The 17,655-nt window shown below is 54.8% G+C and carries 12 protein-coding genes; all 12 read left to right on the top strand.

Annotated features, from left to right (window positions below):
• Positions 1-10 precede the first annotated feature (10 nt).
• The 12 genes from MHI43_RS15550 (at position 11) to MHI43_RS15495 (ending at position 17,654) form a co-directional block, all read left to right on the top strand.
• Positions 11-1,099: a sialidase family protein gene (locus tag MHI43_RS15550; protein ID WP_036662979.1), complete on the top strand. Its 1,089-nt coding sequence runs from the start codon at positions 11-13 to the stop codon at positions 1,097-1,099.
• A 135-nt stretch (positions 1,100-1,234) separates the two neighbouring features.
• A complete protein-coding gene (locus MHI43_RS15545) occupies positions 1,235-2,116 on the top strand; it encodes an AraC family transcriptional regulator (protein WP_036662981.1) in 882 nt (293 codons plus the stop codon).
• 188 nt (positions 2,117-2,304) lie between these two features.
• A complete protein-coding gene (locus tag MHI43_RS15540; protein ID WP_235201789.1) occupies positions 2,305-3,849 on the top strand; it encodes a DUF5605 domain-containing protein in 1,545 nt (514 codons plus the stop codon).
• Positions 3,850-3,914: 65 nt separating this feature from the next.
• Positions 3,915-5,039: a sn-glycerol-3-phosphate ABC transporter ATP-binding protein UgpC gene (gene ugpC, locus MHI43_RS15535; RefSeq protein WP_015735278.1), complete on the top strand. Its 1,125-nt coding sequence runs from the start codon at positions 3,915-3,917 to the stop codon at positions 5,037-5,039.
• 23 nt (positions 5,040-5,062) lie between these two features.
• Positions 5,063-8,068 (top strand): extracellular solute-binding protein, encoded by a 3,006-nt coding sequence (locus MHI43_RS15530; RefSeq protein ID WP_036662983.1) that lies wholly within the window; start codon positions 5,063-5,065, stop codon positions 8,066-8,068.
• Complete coding sequence (locus tag MHI43_RS15525; protein ID WP_036662985.1) at positions 8,055-9,038, top strand: sugar ABC transporter permease; 984 nt, start codon at positions 8,055-8,057, stop codon at positions 9,036-9,038. Before MHI43_RS15530 ends, MHI43_RS15525 begins: the two co-directional genes overlap by 14 nt.
• On the top strand, positions 9,031-9,936 hold the full coding sequence (locus MHI43_RS15520; RefSeq protein ID WP_036662987.1) for a carbohydrate ABC transporter permease: 906 nt from the start codon (positions 9,031-9,033) through the stop codon (positions 9,934-9,936). Before MHI43_RS15525 ends, MHI43_RS15520 begins: the two co-directional genes overlap by 8 nt.
• A 19-nt stretch (positions 9,937-9,955) precedes the next feature.
• The gene (locus MHI43_RS15515) at positions 9,956-12,103 is read left to right on the top strand and encodes a YIP1 family protein (RefSeq protein WP_036662989.1); all 2,148 of its coding nucleotides are present in this window, start codon (positions 9,956-9,958) and stop codon (positions 12,101-12,103) included.
• Positions 12,100-14,373: a DUF5696 domain-containing protein gene (locus MHI43_RS15510; RefSeq protein WP_036662991.1), complete on the top strand. Its 2,274-nt coding sequence runs from the start codon at positions 12,100-12,102 to the stop codon at positions 14,371-14,373. The genes MHI43_RS15515 and MHI43_RS15510 overlap by 4 nt, the downstream gene beginning before the upstream one ends.
• The gene (locus MHI43_RS15505; protein WP_015735272.1) at positions 14,370-15,236 is read left to right on the top strand and encodes a sugar ABC transporter permease; all 867 of its coding nucleotides are present in this window, start codon (positions 14,370-14,372) and stop codon (positions 15,234-15,236) included. Before MHI43_RS15510 ends, MHI43_RS15505 begins: the two co-directional genes overlap by 4 nt.
• 12 nt (positions 15,237-15,248) lie before the next feature.
• A complete protein-coding gene (locus MHI43_RS15500) occupies positions 15,249-16,202 on the top strand; it encodes a carbohydrate ABC transporter permease (protein WP_015735271.1) in 954 nt (317 codons plus the stop codon).
• 30 nt (positions 16,203-16,232) lie between these two features.
• Positions 16,233-17,654: a DUF5060 domain-containing protein gene (locus MHI43_RS15495; protein ID WP_036662993.1), complete on the top strand. Its 1,422-nt coding sequence runs from the start codon at positions 16,233-16,235 to the stop codon at positions 17,652-17,654.
• Position 17,655 lies beyond the last annotated feature (1 nt).

Below are 17,655 nucleotides of genomic sequence, written 5' to 3'. Positions count from 1 at the left end.
GGGATAACTCATGCAATTAACGGAACGGTACAACGGGATATTAAGTCAATCGGAGCAGGATCCGCAGCTGACGGAGGCCTTGCTGCCTATCCGTTACGAGCCCGATAGCCATTCGGCGAATTTGCTGGCGCTGGACAACGGAGATTTGCTTTGCGTCTGGTTCTCCGGAAGCGGCGAGGGCAATCCGGATACGAACGTGCTGCTGTCGAGGCTTCCCGCAGGCGGCGAACGGTGGGAGGAGCCGATCGAGGTAGCGGCCGATCCGGAGCGCTCGGAGCAAAATCCGCTCGTCTTCCAGGCGCCGGACAACAAGGTGTGGCTTCTGCATACATCGAATGAGCCGCACAACCAGCAGACCTCCAAAATCGTCGGCCGCATCTCGGATGATCGAGGATATACATGGGGGGAGCCGTTTGTCCTGCATGAGGGCCCCGGCATGTTCCTCCGTCAGCCGATTCTCGCGATGAGCAACGGAGAATGGCTGCTGCCTTGTTATTACTGCAAGCCCGGCGGACATTACAGCGTGGTGCTTATATCGGCCGACCAAGGAGAGACATGGTCGGAATACGAGGTGCAAGGCAGCCTTCATCGTGTTCAAATGAGCGTTGTGGAGCTCGACGGCGGCATGTTGTTCGCCGTCTTCCGCAGCCGCCATGCCGACCGCATCTACGGCAGCGTCTCCAAGGATTTCGGCAAAACGTGGAGCGAGCCGGCAAAAACATCTTTGCCGAACAACAATTCCTCCATTCAATTGGCGAAGCTTGCGAACGGGCATTTGGCGATTATCTATAACGATTCTACGATGGAGAGAGATCAATACCGCTGGATCGAGAGGAATGGCGAATGGCGCAAGAAGACGCTGCGGACGCCGCTGACCGTCGCGATCTCGGAGGATGGCGGCAAGACTTGGCCCCATGTCAAAAACGTCCAGATGTCGGATCTCGAGCATAAGGAGAAGCAAACCGGGTATTCTTATCCGAGCATTATGGGAACAAAGGACGGCAGCATCCACGCCGCTTATTCGTACCTGAGGAAAGCGATCAAATATGTGCGCTTTACCGAGGAATGGGTGAAGGAGAACGGGAGGACGCCCGTTTAACGAACGTTCATGAAAATTTAGAGCGGAATAGACTTTTTTTGCAATCGCTTTAATTGAGAAATTTTGCTACTATAAAACGGTAATGAAGTGTTTACGAAGTGTAGAATCACAAACACACTCGACCGGGGTGATCGTATGAATTGGCGCATCATCGAATTGAGCGGGGATATTTTTTTTAATCCTGATTTTGACATATTCATTAATCGCGAAGTCGAAGGGTTTTGTCTATCGCAGCATACCCATGATTTTATAGAAATCAGCTATGTGGAGGAAGGCAGCGGATATCATTATGTCGAGGATCAGTTGATCCCGATCAAACGCGGCGATCTGTTCGTCATACCGATCGGCACGTCGCATGTGTTCCGGCCTTCTTCCCAGGACAATCAACTTGTCATCTACAACTGCATCTTCCGGACTTGCCTGCTGGAGCAATTGAAGTCCGTCATCTGCGAATCGACCAAGCTGCACAGTATGTTGTACGGCTCGTCGCCGTCGGCCAAGTGGCTTCAATACCAGGACAAGTTCGACAAGTTTTTGTCCATCATGCACGGGATGTTCAGAGAATATTTGAAGAAGGGACCTCGTTATGAATTTCTGATGATGGGGCAGCTCATCCAGGTCCTGGCCATGCTGCAGCGATATGAGTGCGACGGGAGCATGGTATCCACGCCGACGAACAACATGGATGACGCCATCCAATACATTAACGATCACTTTGCCACGAACCTCACGGTTCAGCAGGTAGCGGAGAGGTCGTTCATGAGCCCAAGCCACTTTCAACGGTTGTTCAAGAAAACGACAGGCGTCACGTTCATGCAATTTTTGCAAAATATCCGGGTTCAGCGCTGCTGCGAGCTACTGAAATCGACCGAAATATCGATTCAGGAGGCCGCCAATCAGGTTGGCTATCAGGATATGAAGTTTTTCCACTCGCTGTTTCGCAAGAAGACGGGCGTTACGCCCAGAGAGTACCGGAGAAGCACGCCGGATCCGGAATTTAGAATGGCCTCAATGTAAAAATGAAAGCGCATTCCCTAGCGGGATTGCGCTTTTTTTGCCATGCTGCAGCTCCGCGCAGCATGATTCGAGCGCTTCTGCATGGCTAATGGGTCAATCCGATTTCCGGAATGCCGGAGAACCGCTTGCCCGGATTGCATCCCCCTATAGAAACGGCCTGAATCGCCTATAAAAGGGGGAGATTAGCATTGTATAATGAGGAAAATTCGCATCCGGCGGGCCTGTTTGGGGGCTTGGCCATGCGGAAGGAGAGACAACGCGTGATTTATAACAAAACAGTTGGAAGATGGGCTGTATTTGAAACCGCTATCAATGTCGATGAAACGCTTGAAAATCCGTTCAGCGGCGTCCAGCTGGAGGCTGCATTCCGGAGCGGCGAGCGGACGGTGAAGGCAAATGGGTTCTACGACGGGGACGGCGTCTACAAAATCAGATTTATGCCGGATGCTGTCGGACCTTGGACATTCTTGACAAGCAGCAACGTTCCGGCGCTGGATGCCTTAACCGGCAAGTTCGAATGCACGGACGCCGGAGCCGGCAATCACGGACCCGTTCGCGTCGCATCGCGGGATTCATTCGAATATGCGGACGGATCGCCCTACATTCCGTTCGGAACGACTTGCTACGCTTGGGTACACCAGAACGAGCCGCTGCAGGCGGAGACGCTCGAAGCGCTGCGGAATTCTCCCTTCAATAAAATACGCATGTGCGTCTTTCCCAAAAGGTATACCTTCAACGTCACCGAACCGGCGCTCTTTGCTTTTCCGGGCTCGAAGGAAGACGGTTTCGACCTTGAACGGTTCGAACCGCGGTTCTTCCAGGGGCTGGAACGGCGAATTGAGCAATTGGCGGAGCTGGGGATTGAAGCGGATGTCATCTTGTTTCACCCTTACGACAAGGGACATTGGGGATTCGACAGGATGAGCCCGGATCGAGATGAATTTTATTTGCGATATGTCATCGCGCGCCTGGCCGCTTATCGCAACGTATGGTGGTCGCTGGCCAATGAGTACGATTTCATGAGGGAAAAGCGGAAAGAAGACTGGGACCGGTTATTCCAAATCGTGCAAGAAAACGATCCTTACGGGCATCTCCGTTCCATCCACAACGGAACGAAAATGTACGATCCCACGTCGCTTGATCTCTACGACCACTCGAAACCATGGGTCGATCACGTCAGCCTGCAGCACTGGGATCTTACCGCTGTAGACTCGATCCGACGCGCATACGGGAAGCCGGTCGTCGTGGACGAGTGCTGCTACGAAGGCGATATCCCTCGCCGATGGGGCAACATCACAGGTGAAGAGATGACGCACCGGTTCTGGGAAGGAACCGTTCGCGGCGCTTACGTCGGTCACGGAGAGACGTACATGCATCCCGAGAACATCATCTGGTGGTCGCACGGAGGAGAACTGCACGGCACGAGTCCCGATCGAATCGGATTTCTTAGGAAGGTGCTGGAGGATGCGCCGCGGCATTTAACAGTCATCGACACGATTAAGGATGTGCCGGCTCTCGGCAAACAGGAAGACTATTACTTGTTGTACTTCGGCATTCACCGGCCGATCGTCCGTCCGGTCCAGCTTTCGGAGGACGCCGCGTATACCGCGGAAGTTATCGATACCTGGAACATGACGATCGAGCCGATCGAGGGGACCTTCTCCGGCGATTGCGCGATCAGCCTGCCGGGCAGGCCGTATTTGGCGCTGCGAATTCGGCGGAGCATGCAATAAAGGTTGAACATTGCCAGGACAAAGACAGCGGACTATTCCATACCCAATTGTTCGGAGGTGCCGCCATGGGGCGCATTGTACTAAAGCATGTAGAGAAACGATATGGCAAGGACAAACAATATGCCGTAAAGGATTTTAACCTAGAGATCGAGGACGGCGAGTTTCTTGTCATGGTCGGCGGGTCTGGCTGCGGCAAATCGACGACGCTCCGCATGATCGCCGGGCTGGAGGATATTACTTCCGGCGAGCTGTACATCGGGGATAAGCTGGTGAATCATCTGCCGCCTAAGGATCGCGATATTGCGATGGTCTTCCAGAACTACGCGTTGTACCCGAATATGAATATTTACGAAAATATCGCGTTCGGCCTGCGTCTGCGCAAGGAGCCGAAGCACGAGATCGATCTGTCGGTCAAATCGACGTCGCGCACGCTGGAGATCGAGCAGTTTCTGGATCGCAAGCCGAGACAGTTGTCGGGCGGTCAGCGCCAGCGCGTCGCGCTCGGCCGGGCGATCGTCCGAAAGCCTAGCGTGTTCTTGATGGACGAGCCGCTGTCGAACCTTGATGCCAAGCTAAGAGTTCAGATGCGTACGGAGATTATCCGGCTTCATAAACAACTCGGCGTGACGACTGTTTATGTAACGCATGATCAGGTGGAAGCGATGACGATGGGCAACCGGATCGTCGTCATGAAGGACGGCGTGATTCAGCAGGTCGACAGTCCGCGCCTGATCTACGGCAATCCGAGAAATATGTTCGTCGCGAGCTTTATCGGGACGCCGCCGATCAACTTCATCGAAGGGAAGGTCGTGGAAACGGACGGAGGCAAGCTGGATCTGCAGACGCAGCGGAGCTACCTGGCCATTTCGGACGAGCACGCGCAGCTGCTGCGGAAGCACGGCAAAGTGAACCGGAGAGTTGTGCTCGGCATTCGATGCGAGTATGCGCATGCAGAGCCGGAAATGGCCGATCGTCATCCGCGCAGCCAGATAACGGGCACGCTCAAGGTGGCGGAGCTAATGGGAGCGGATATGTATCTGTATGTGGATATCGGAACGGACACGCCCTTTGCCGTCCGTACGACTTCTGGCTTTGATTACAAGGAGGACCAAAAAATCACCGTTACGCTGAACATGTCGAAAGCGCTTTACTTCGATAAGGATACATCGGAAAGCTTGATGTACGAATGATGGGTGCAAAGGGGGAGAGATGAATGTTAAGGGCGCTTACGAGATGGCGTGCAATCATCGTGCCGGCATTGGCATTCGCTATGCTGCTGCCTTGGACAGTCGGAGCAGCGGGGAACGCCGGGGGAACGCAGTCGGCGAATTCGGCGGAGGAAGCATCAGCCGTGTCGGCGGAGGAGCCGCAGAAGGAATCGCCGGAGGAATCGCAGACGGCAGCAGCGAACGAAACGGGCGAGCCCTACTTTCTGGATAAGCTGGCGGAATGGAAGCAAGCGGGAGCGCCTTCCGAACATGACGGAAAGGTCAGCTTGTCCGGCGCCGGCTTTGCGCGTACATCGGAAGGCGCCAGCGTTCAAGTCGGCACCGTGGACGGCCGGGCGGAGGCGCTCGATTGGGGCCTTACGAACGAGGAATGGGTTGAATACGATGTATCCATCGAGCAAGCCGGGCTGTACCAGATCGATTTGACGTACCGTCCCGTTACGGACGGCAACCGCAGAAGGCCGATCCTGCTTAACGTCTCGTTCGACGGAAACAATGCGTTTCTTGAAGCGAGATCCATCACGCTGGACCGCCGCTGGAAGGATCCTTTCCCGGCTGCCGTCGACTCGAACGGCGATCAGATCCGTCCGATGGCCGAGGATATCAGCGGCTGGATTACGACATCGCTGCGAGATTCGGGAGGGGCTTACGTCGAACCGCTGCAGTGGTACTTGACGCCCGGGAAGCATACGCTCCGCTTTACCAGCAACGAGCCGTTCGCGCTCGGCTCCATCGAGCTGTCGGATCCGGAGCAGGTTCCGGACTACGAGACGGCAAAGCAGGTGAATGCCGGCAAAAGCGGAGCCGGAACGAGCGGGGAGCCGATCGTTATCGAAGCCGAGCAGGGCGATTGGAAAAGCGTCTCCTCAATCTCGCTTCGCTATGACAACGAGATCAACAGCACGCCGTATAAACGCGGGAAAATCACGTTCAACACGATCGACGGCTCGCGCTGGTCAACCGGAAACGGCGAAATCAGCTGGACCTTCGACGTTCCCGAAAGCGGATATTACAAAATCGGAATGCGAACCAAACAAAATTACTCCTCCAACCGTTCGTCCTTCCGGACGATTATGGTCAACGGCGAAATTCCGTTCGCCGAAATGAAGGCGTACCGGTTCCCGTACGAGTCCGGCTGGCAGGGCGTCCGGCTCGAGGACGAGCAGGAGGAGCCATACCTGTTCTATATGGAAAAAGGAAGCAATACGATCTCGATGCGCGCGACCGGTGCTCCCGTCAAACCGATGATCTCCGAGCTGGAGAAAACCGTAACCGAGCTGATGGAGCTTGCGACCGATCTGAAAGCGCTGACCGGAGGTTCCAACGACACGAACAGAACTTGGAAAATCAATACCGAGCTGCCCGGTTTTACGGATAAGCTCGGTACAATCGGAGACTCGCTGGACGCTGTTCAGAAAAAGCTGATCGAGGTCAACGGCAAGAAGGATGCCGTCACGCAAGGATTGTTCACGACGATCAAGGATATCCGTTCCATGCTTGCGGATCCGAATCAGATTCCGTACAAAACCGACCGTTTCGTCACAATGCAGGGTAAGGTCGCCGAGATGCTGCAGCAGCTGAAGACCCAGCCGCTTGGGCTTGACCGCATTTATATCGTGCCGGAGAAGGAGAAGTTTCCAAAGATGGAAGCGGGTTTCTTCAAAAAGCTGGAAGGGACATTCGTTAATTTCTTTTCTTCGTTCCAGTCGAAGGAGCAGCTGAGCAGCATGGATGACGATGTGCTGAACGTATGGGTGCTCCGCGGACGCGATTACGTCAATCTTCTGCAACAGCTGGCCGAAGAGCAGTTTACGCCGAAGACGGGTATCAAGGTAAAGGTCAACTTGCTTCCGGATACGAATTTGCTCGTCCTGATGAACGCGGCCGATATCGCGCCGGACGTCGCGCTCGGTTTGCCGGAGACGCTGCCGTTCGATTACGCGATCCGCAACGGGCTGTACGATCTGACGCGGTTCCAGGATTTCGATGCGGTATACAAGCGTTTCGCGCCGGGCTCCTGGACGCCTTTCTACTACGACAAAGGCTATTACGCGGTACCGGAGACGCAGAGCTTCTCCATGCTCTATTACCGCAAAGATATATTGAAGGAGCTTGGACTCGAGGTGCCCGACACCTGGGAAGAGGTCTATGATATGCTCCCTACCTTGCAGCAGAACAATCTCAATATGGCGCCGACTCAGCATATGCCGTTTTTCTTCCAGAACGGGGCCGATTATTTCAACAAGAACGGCCTGCAGACGGCTCTGGGAACGGAAGCGGGATACAAAGCCTTCAAGGAATGGACCGACCTGTATAACGTATACGCCGTAGACCAACAGCTGGCCAGCTTTTACCAGTCGTTCAGAAGCGGCACCGTCCCGATCGGCATCTCGGACTTCAGCATGTACATCCAGCTGATGGTAGCTGCTCCCGAGCTGAACGGGTATTGGGGAATCGCGCCGATTCCGGGCGTCAAGCAGAGCGGCGGAGAAGTGGCCAGGTGGATGGGCGGCAACCTGCAATCGTCCGTCATCTTCAAGAAGACCAAAAAAGCCGAGCAAAGCTGGGAGTTTCTCAAGTGGTGGACCTCCGCCGAGGTACAGGAGAGGTACGGCTCCGATCTGGAGACGATTAACGGCCTATCCTTCCGTTGGAACACCTCGAATATCGAAGCGTTCGTCCACCTTCCGTGGAAGCAGGAAGATTTGAACGGCATTCTCGAGCAATGGCGCTGGTTCAAGGAAATTCCGAACGTGCCGGGCAGCTACTTCCTGGAAAGGGAGCTGCAGAACGCCTGGAACCGGAGCGTCGTCGACGGCATCAATTACCGGAGTTCGCTCGAGACGTCGACTTTGGAGATCGAACGGGAAATGCGAAGAAAACTGCAGGAATTCGGCATTATCGACAGCGTGGGCGAGGTGCTTCGGCCGCTTGATTTGCCCGAGGTCAACCAGCCATGGGAAGGGGTGAATCCATATGTCAGAGATTAACGCGCAGGCTTTGAAAAAACCTTCCGCATCCGGCGGAACATCGCTCCGCGCGAAAGGAAAGGCGTCCGAGCTGCTGAGGGAAATTTGGCGCTTCCGGTTGTCGTACCTGTTCATTGCGCCGTTTATGATCTGTTTTGTCCTATTTATATTAATTCCGGTCGTAAGCGCGTTTCTGCTCAGCTTTATGACCTATAACTCACTCGAGCCGCCTCGCTTTGTCGGCTGGGCGAATTTCCGTTATATGATTTCGGAGGATCTGTTGTTTCTGAAATACGCGTTGCCGAATACGTTCAAATTCGCGATCATCGCAGGACCGTGCGGCTACATTGCCGCCTTCCTGCTGGCCTGGTTAATCACGATTCTTCCCGTACGCTTGCGCAAATGGTTTGCCCTCGCGATGTATTCCCCGTCGCTGATGGGGGGAATCGCAATGACCATCGTCTGGCTGCCGATGCTGAGCGGCGACCGGATCGGTTACTTGAACAGCTTTCTGATCGAATGGGGATTCATAAGCGACCCCGTGTTATGGGTGACGAGCAAGGAGCATCTGATGTCGTCCATGATCGTCGTTACGCTGTGGTCCAGCATGGGGATCGGATTTCTGGCGATGATGGCGGGCATCTTGAACGTCAATCCCGACCTGTACGAAGCGGGGAGACTCGACGGCATCAAATCCAGGCTGGAGGAAATCTGGTACATTACGATTCCGTCCATGAAGCCTCAGATGCTGTTCGGAGCGGTTATGGCCATCGTCGGAACCTTCAAGGCGGGCAGCATCGGCACGGAGCTGTCGGGGATGAACCCTACGCCGCAATATTCCGGCCATCTCATTATGAACCAGATCGACGATTACGGTTTTATTCGTTTCGAACTGGGCTATGCATCCGCTTTGTCCGTATTCTTGCTGCTGCTTATGTATTTATCCAATAAGTTTTGCTGGGGTCTGTTCGGTTCGAAGGGAGATGAATAAGATGGCAATGCCGCTGCTGCGCAAGCGATTCCGTTTCAAGAGACAATCCAGGCTGCATCGGATGAGCCGCTTCGAGAAGGCTGTCGTATTTCTGCTCGTCCTATTCAGCGCGTTTATGCTCCTGCCGCTGGTTTATATTTTCAATCACGCGTTAAAGCCGTACGAAGAACTGTTCATTTATCCACCGACGATTTGGGCTCGCACCCCATCCTTGCAAAATTTCGTCGAGCTGTTCCATATTACGTCGGATTCCGTTATTCCGGTCACGCGCTACATTTTCAACAGCTTGACCGTAGCGGTGCTGAGCGTCATCACGGTGACGGGGGTAAGCGCGTTATGCGCCTACCCGCTTTCGAAGCATAAGTTTCCCGGTTATAAGCTTGTGTTCGCAACGATTATGCTGACGCTGCTGTTCGCGCCGGAGACGGTTACGATCCCTCGTTATCTCGTCGTCAGCAACTTGGGGATCATGAACACGTACTGGGGCCACATCTTGCCCATGGTAGCCGTACCTGTCGGCGTCTTCTTAATGAAGCAGTTCATCGATCAAATTCCGAACGAGCTGCTGGAATCGGCTCGCCTGGACGGCGCCAGAGAATTTACGGTGTTCCTGCGGATCGTAGTTCCCGTCATCCTTCCAGCGGTCGCAACCATTGGCATCATCTCGTTCCAGACCGCGTGGGGCAACGTCGAGACATCAAATTTGTTCATGCAGGACGAGCAGATGAAGACGTTCCCGTTCTTTATCTCATCGCTGACTTCGAACATGGCGAACAACGTGGCAAGGCAGGGTGCGGCCGCAGCCGCGGCGTTGTTTATGTTCATTCCGAACCTTATTATTTTTCTTGCATTCCAGAGCAAGGTCATTGCGACAATGGCCCATTCCGGCATTAAATGAAACCGCGGGAGGAGAAATTATGAAGCCGGCACAATCCAAAATGATCCGTCTCCTGCGGGGCTTGCTGGCCGTGTGCCTCGTATGGGTCGTCTTTCCGGCGGCAGTATCCGCCGATTATCCTTATTCAACGAATTACAGATCGGCCGCCACCGGATCGCTTGTCTGGACGCAAGCCGCTTTTGCGCCGGAGCAGGTGCTTGGCAGGGACATATTCACCCCCGCTCCCAATGATCCCGCCAAACAAGCGCAGTCGCCGCTTATGCAGCCTCGAGATCTGTTCATCGACGCCCAGGACCGGATCTATGTAGCCGATTCGGGGAACAATCGGGTCGTCGTGTTTCATCCGAACGGCGAATTCGACCGCGTGCTGCCAGCGCTTGAAGGTACGCCGTTGTCCAATCCGCAGGGGCTGCACGTCGATGAGAAGGGCCAAATATATGTCGCGGATACGGGAAACGCCAGGATCGTGATGCTCGACCAGCAGGGGAAGCTGCTGAAGGAATATAAGCTTCCGGAATCAAGGTTTATTCCGGCGGATTACCGTTTCGAGCCGATCAAGGTCGCGGTCGATAAACGCGGATTCCTGTATATCGTATCGCTCGGCAGCTATAACGGTCTGCTTCAGCTCGATCCCGAGGGCGGCTTTGTCCGCTTCTTCGCGGCCAATAAGGTGCCTTTCACCGTCCTGGACTCGATCAAACGAATGATCTATTCGAAAGAGATGTACGAGAAGCAGCTCAGCAAGCTGCCTCCGGCCATCAACAACGTAAACATCGACGAGCGAGGGTTTACGTACACCGTTTCATTCGGAGAAAGTTTGACCGAAGACCAAGTGAAGAAGCTGAACAATGCCGGCAAGTATTTTCTCGGTTCCAGCAGCACCTTGGGGGACGGCAATAAAAAGTTCGGCGAATACCGGTTTCGCCAGATCGGACAGATGGTGAATCTGAAGGACATCGCCATCGACGCTAGCGGCAACTTCTCCGTTGTCGACGGAGATTCGAAGATGATCAGCCAATACGACGCGTTCGGCAACCTGCTGTTCTTCTGGTCCGGGGACGCAAGTCCGAACACGACGCAGCTCGGCATCGTCAAGAGCCCGTCGGCCATCGACATCAACTCGAAGAACGAACTGTTCATCCTGGACGACAATGCGAATTTGATCCAGACGTACCGCCAAACCGAGTTCGGAGCGCTCGTCTACAAGGCGAACAACCTAACCGTCGACGGCAGGTACAAGGAAGCCGAGCCGCTTTGGCGCGAGGTGCTCCATCTTAACGCGTACTATACGCCCGCGATGATCGGGCTGGCTCAGTCCGCCTACGCCCGCGGGGATTACGCGGAATCGCAAAAGCTGTTCCGCGACGCCGGCGTTCAAGAGGGTTACTCGAACGCGTTCTGGCAAATCCGCTTGCAGTGGTTCCAGGACAAATTCGGTTTGTTCATGAACTTGATCATGGTTGCGGTCGCCTTGTACGTCGTTTATAGAATGGCGGCGAAACGTTATCCCGTTCTGCTGAATTCGCCGATCCGGTTCCGGCCGCGCTCGCGCTTCCTGGGGCAGATGAAACATTCGCTTTACGTGCTGAGGCATCCGATCGACGGCTTCTCCGCGCTCCGCTACGAGAATAAGGGAAGCTATGCGAGCGCGTTCGTTATCCTGGCGCTGGCGTATATCTCCTATGCGGTGTCTCGAACGCATACAAGCTTCACCTTTAATATGGAAGCGATCATGCCGCTCAGCGGACTTACTGTATTCCTCCAATTTTTCCTGGTATGGATCGGCTGGGTCGTATCCAATTATTTGGTCAGCAGCATCATGCGGGGCGAGGGACGTTTCAAGGACGTGTTCGTCGGCAGCGCCTATGCGCTTACGCCGTTTATCGTAGTCGGCTTGCCGCTTACGCTGATCTCGAACGGCATGTCGCTTAGCGAAGAATCGATTTACAATTTTCTTCACACAGGCATGATGGTATGGATTTTCCTTCTGCTCGTGTGGAAGGTGCAATCGCTTCAAAATTACACGGTAGGCGAGACCGTGGTCAATTTACTGTATACGGCCGTAACGATGATTATTATCGGCGTGCTGTGCTTTATTCTGTTCGGTCTAAGCACCGAGCTGCGCAGCTTTATCTATTCGATCATACAGGAGGTGTCGGCGCGTTGACGGAAGCAAGCAAATCCTACATCAAGCTGCGCAAGCTGCTTCCTGCGGCGGCGTTGGCGGCGGCAGTAGCGTCGGTCGGCATATACTTGTGGACCCATTCCGCAAGCTCGGACGTGGTACGGACGGAGCAGGTTCAGGAGGCGGTCATTCCCGAAGGCATCAAGTCAGCCGTCAGCACGAATGGGGAGCTGCCGAACGAAGCCGATTTCGTGCAAGTAGCCGAAAGCGAGACGCTTGTGTTATTGGCGGATAAGAACACCGGTCATTTCAAAGTTCGCGACAAACGGGACGGGCACGAGCTGCGCTCTTACCCGAATCCGGAGGACTGGCCGCGGGAGACGATTTCCGGTACTTGGCGGAGCCATCTCTTGTCGCCGATCATGCTGGAGACGGCCACGAGCGTGCGCAAGACGGAAGTGAAGGTGAGCAGTCTTCTGTCGCTAAACGGCGGCATCATGAGCTGGAAGCAGCTAGAGGACGGCTTCGCCGTCACCTATGCGATGCCGTCCATTCAGATGGCGATTCCGGTCGAGGTCCGTATTAAGAACGATTATGTGGAAACAAAGGTCATCGACTCGGAGATCGTCGAAGGCAAAGACGCGTTGATCAATTTGAAGGTATATCCGTTTCTGGGCGCCAAGCAGCCCGGCGGGCAAGAAGAGGAGTATATGCTCCTGCCGGACGGCTCGGGCGCCGTCTACCGGATCAAGGAAAATATTTCGAACGACCGCAGCGTATACCGCGAACCGATCTACGGCACGGACTACGCGTTCAACTCGGTCTACACGAACCGGAGGCCGATTACGATGCCGATCTATGGCATTAAATCGGGAAGCGGCGGCTTTCTGGCCGTTGCGGACGAAGGCGAGGAATACGGATATATGTTCGCGGCGCCCGCAGGGGTGTACAGCCAGTATGCCTGGGCTACCGTAGAACATAATTACCGGCTTCAATACTTCCAGCCGACGACGTACGACAAGACAGCAGGCTTCTTTACGTTCAGCAAAGTCAAATTCGGCGGAGACCGCAAAATCCGTTACTACGTCCTTCCCGAATCGAAAAGCGACTATTCCGGCATGGCCGCGAAATACCGCGAGCATTTGATGAAGGAAAACGGTCTGAAGCAGTTGGAAGCAAGCGAGTCCGAGCTGCCGCTTTACCTTGATCTTATCGGCGGAGATTCGGAGAAGGGGTTTCTTAGCAACCGGTTCATTCCCGGCACGACGACGGACGAAGCGAAGTCGATCGTCGATCGGCTGCATGCGCAGGGCATTCCCCGGCTGATCGTCACCTATCAAGGCTGGCAGACCGGAGGCGCGAGCCGACTCGGCTTCGGCGTGAAGGTCGACAAGCGGCTTGGCGGCAACGACGGCATGCGAAGCTTCGCCGAATACGCGAAGTCAAAGGGCGATACGGTCATTCTGGAGACGGATTTCACGCTGAACACCGACGGCGACGACTTTGATCCGAAGAGGCAAGCGACGCAGGACCAAGCGGGTTCCATCATGAAGTTCCCTCGCCTGCAATCGAACGACGAGGTTGCGATCGTGAGTCCGAAGGTAACGTTAGACAAGATGGAAGACGCCTTGAAGAGATTCGCGTCGCTGGGCATAGACGGACTTCATCTCACGGGAACCGGCTACATGCTGTACAGCGATTACAATCGCAGATCCCTCACCAGCCGGGAAGAGGCTGCATCGCTGCAAAGCGAACTGCTGAACGCCGTGCAATCGAAGCTTCCTTCGGTAACGGTCGCGGGCGGCAATGCTTACTCGCTGCAGAGCACGGATGCCGTTAGGCAACTGGCTGGCGATTATTCGTACGACCTGTTCTTCGACGAAGCGGTTCCTTTCGCCCAAATGTCGCTGCACGGCCTAGTGCCGTATACGATGAACTGGGGCAATGCGAGGGACGAATACCGCAAGGATTTCCTGCGGAGCATCGAATACGGAGCGGCGCCGACATTCGGCGTCATGAAAGCAGAGACGGAGAAGATGAAGAGGGCGTACACGATCTGGCATTACAGCTTGAATTACGACGATTGGGAAGCCGCGATCATCGAGGAGTACAAGCGCTTTAACGAAGCGCTCGGAGATGTTCAGGGCCAATTCATGACGTACAACCGCACGCTCGCTCCTAAGGTGAAGGAGTCCGTTTACTCCGGCGGGAAGAAAATTATCGTGAACTACAACGATACCGAGGTAACCGTCTTGGGAATAAAGATTCCAGCGCAAGATTTTGTCGTGGTGAAAGGGGGAGAGGCGAAGTGAACGGATTGTTACGATTAAAAAACCGATTGTCGCAACGATACGAAGGCATCTTCCTTATTTTGCCCTGGATTATCGGGTTTCTCTTGTTCGTATCGTTCCCTCTCTTCTATTCGCTCTATATGAGCTTTCATAACGTTCGCATTACCGGGACGGGCATCCTGCATGAATATGTGGGCATCAAATATTACTATAATCTTTTGTTCGAGGACGGCGGCGTCTTCTACGACCAGCTGCTGCCGTTTCTGAGGCAGATTCTGTTCATGATTCCGATCATCGTCATCTTCTCCTTTATGATTTCGATCATGCTGAACCAAAAGTTTCTGGGAAGGGGCTTGTTCAGGGCGGTGTTCTTCCTGCCGGTTATTTTCTCCTCCGGCAATATCATTGAACGCTTCTTGAGTCAAGGGAGGGGGCAGCTCGGATTCCTGGAGCAGTTCTCCATTTCGACGACGCTCACGCAATATTTGCCGGGCTCCTGGGCGACGCCGATCGTAAGCGTCTTGAACTCGTTCGTCCTTATCTTGTGGTATTCCGGCGTGCAGATTCTACTGTTCCTTGCGGGCCGCCAGACGATTTCGGCGTCCGTTTACGAGGCGGCGCGCATCGACGGCGCGAATCCGTGGGAGATGTTCTGGAAAATCACCCTGCCGGGCATGATGCCGTTCGTCCTGCTGAATACGATTTATACCGTTGTGGATTTGTTTACTTTCCCCGGCAATCCCGTCATTGCGAGCGTCAATCCGACGCAATACGGTCCGACCAGCGCATTGATCTGGGTCTATTTCATCATCATCCTGCTGTTCTTGGGACTGGTGGTGCTGCTGCTCGGAAGAGCGGTCCGCAACACGACGCAAACGAGGTAGGAGGAGAGAAGGATGGAGAAAGTTTGGAATGTCCTAAGGCAGCGGCAGCAGCGGTTCAGCCAGGTTGGATTGCTCGAGCGTCTTCGATTGCTGCTGCTCGGGCGGGAAGCCGATAAGGGATTGCTGTTTCGCGTATTTATTTACATCGTGCTGATTGAAACGGCTTATCTGTATCTCAATCCTATTTTATATATGGTATCCACCATGGTGAAAGGCCTCGGCGATTTGTTGGATCCGACCGTGAACTGGATACCGAAGGAGATTTTTTGGGGGCATCTGAAAGAGGCGTGGAGGCTGCTGAACTACCCGACTTCGTTTGGCATCAGCTTTGGACTGTCGATCGGGGCGACGCTCTTTCAGCTCGTCGCCTGCGCGATGGCCGGATACGCGTTCGCCAGGGTAAAGTTTCCGTTCAAGCGCTTCTGGTTCGTGTGCTTGATCTTCGCCTTCGTCATCCCGCCGCAGGTCACGGTTCTGCCGCTGATTATTATGTACCGGGAAGTCGGCTGGATCGATACGTACTTCCCGATGCTGATCCCGGCTTTGTTCGGGCACGGCCTGAAGGGCGCGCTATACGTCATCATTTACCGCCAATTTTTCTCCATTCTGCCGAAGGAGCTGGAGGAAGCGGCGAAGATCGACGGCGCAAGTCTGTACAGAGTCTTCTTCAAGGTTATGCTGCCGATCGCAACGCCGGCGATTGTCGTCGTATTCCTGTTCTCTTTCGTCTGGAGCTGGAACGACAGTTATTTTCCGATGATGTTCCTGTTCAAGATGCAGGACGTTCCGCTCTCCATCGCGCTGGTAAAGGCGACCGGAGACATATCGACGGAGGAAGGACAGTTGTTCGCCCAGTCGCTCGATATGGCGAAGTCGTTTCTCGCGGTCATGCCGCCGCTATTGCTGTACCTCTTTACGCAGCGCTGGTTCACCGAAGGCGTCGAGCGGACCGGCCTTGTGGAATAACAACGAATGGAAGGGAGTGCCAGTGCGCTCATGGGAATGCAAGAAGTAGAACGCTGGGGAAAATTCGAGGTTGCTTTAGCCGGTCCTTCGGCAGGCAATCCGTTCGAGGAGGTCGCCGTGTCGGCGACCTTCGAATACCGCAACGATCGGGTCGAGGTGGAAGGATTCTATGACGGGGAAGGGATCTATCGGGTCCGGTTCATGCCGGATCGGGAAGGGACGTGGCGATACGTCACGAAGAGCGGCACGCCTGAGCTGGACGGCGCGACGGGAAGCTTCCTCTGCACATCGCCGTCGGAAGGAAATCACGGGCCGGTAAGAGTCAAGGACGGTTATTTGTTCGCATTCGAGGACGGCACGCCTTATATGCCGTTCGGTACGACCTGTTATCACTGGACGCATACGGGGAGCAAAGAGCATGAGCTGCAAACGCTGGAGGAGCTCGAGCAGTCTCCGTTCAATAAGGTCAGGATGTGCCTGCTCCCTACGCGGGATATGCGTCCGGAGATGGTCGCCTTCGCGGGGACATGCCCGGAGGATGCGGATACGACCCGGTTCAATCCGGCGTTCTTCGCCCATCTGGAGGAGCGGATCGGCGACTTGATGAAGCTCGGAGTGGAAGCCGACCTGATTCTGTTCCATCCCTACGACAAGCAAGGCGGCTGGGGCTTCAACAGCATGTCGCGCGAACAGGATTTCTACTATCTGCGATACGTCATCGCCCGTCTTGGCGCGTACCGCAATGTCTGGTGGTCGCTGTCGAACGAATACGATTTCAACAAGATGAAGACGATCGAGGATTGGGACCGGCTGCTGCAATACGTGCAGCGGAAGGATCCGTACCAGCGGCTGCGGTCGATTCATAACGGCACCAAAATGTACGAACAATCGTCCCTGTACGATTTCTCCAAGTCGTGGCTCACGCACCAGAGCATCCAGCATTGGGATACAAGTCCGACCACCGAATGGCGGGAAGCCGTTCGCAAGCCGATCGTCGTCGACGAAATTTCCTACGAGGGCAACGTCGCCAAGCGATGGGGGAACATTACGGGGCTCGAGTTGATCCACCGCTTTTGGGAGGGGCTGACCAAAGGCGGCTTCGTCGCCCATGGCGAATGCTTCGAGAACAAGCCGACAAGAGCCTGGATATCGAGCGGCGGCAAGATGTACGGTGAAAGTCCGGAGCGGATCCGATTCCTGCGCCAAGTGATGGAGGAAGGTCCGGAGGATTGGATGCAGGCTCGCGAGGAAGGCGGCTATGCACTTCTGTACTTGGGCAAATACCGGCTTTCGTCCTATAAGCTCCCGCTGTCCCAAGATCGGGAATACCGGATCGAGCTCATCGATATTTGGGAGATGACGATAACGCCGCTTGACGGCACTTTCACGGGGCAGAGCGACTTGGCATTGCCGGCTAGACCTTATACCGCCTTGCGCGCGCAAGCAGTTTGAG

This window comes from Paenibacillus sp. FSL H8-0457, from assembly GCF_038051935.1.
Classification (GTDB): Bacteria; Bacillota; Bacilli; order Paenibacillales; family Paenibacillaceae; genus Paenibacillus_AQ; species Paenibacillus_AQ lautus_A.
The sequence above is the reverse complement of the archived record's forward strand: the minus strand, read 5'-3'. Positions and strand labels throughout refer to the sequence as shown.

Coding starts and splice junctions, on each gene's coding strand:
- MHI43_RS15530 (WP_036662983.1), top strand. CDS start 5,063: ATGTTAAGGGCGCTTACGAGATGGCGTGCAATCATCGTGCCGGCATTG.
- MHI43_RS15500 (WP_015735271.1), top strand. CDS start 15,249: ATGGAGAAAGTTTGGAATGTCCTAAGGCAGCGGCAGCAGCGGTTCAGC.
- MHI43_RS15525 (WP_036662985.1), top strand. CDS start 8,055: ATGTCAGAGATTAACGCGCAGGCTTTGAAAAAACCTTCCGCATCCGGC.
- MHI43_RS15520 (WP_036662987.1), top strand. CDS start 9,031: ATGAATAAGATGGCAATGCCGCTGCTGCGCAAGCGATTCCGTTTCAAG.
- MHI43_RS15545 (WP_036662981.1), top strand. CDS start 1,235: ATGAATTGGCGCATCATCGAATTGAGCGGGGATATTTTTTTTAATCCT.
- MHI43_RS15550 (WP_036662979.1), top strand. CDS start 11: ATGCAATTAACGGAACGGTACAACGGGATATTAAGTCAATCGGAGCAG.
- ugpC (WP_015735278.1), top strand. CDS start 3,915: ATGGGGCGCATTGTACTAAAGCATGTAGAGAAACGATATGGCAAGGAC.
- MHI43_RS15495 (WP_036662993.1), top strand. CDS start 16,233: ATGGGAATGCAAGAAGTAGAACGCTGGGGAAAATTCGAGGTTGCTTTA.
- MHI43_RS15515 (WP_036662989.1), top strand. CDS start 9,956: ATGAAGCCGGCACAATCCAAAATGATCCGTCTCCTGCGGGGCTTGCTG.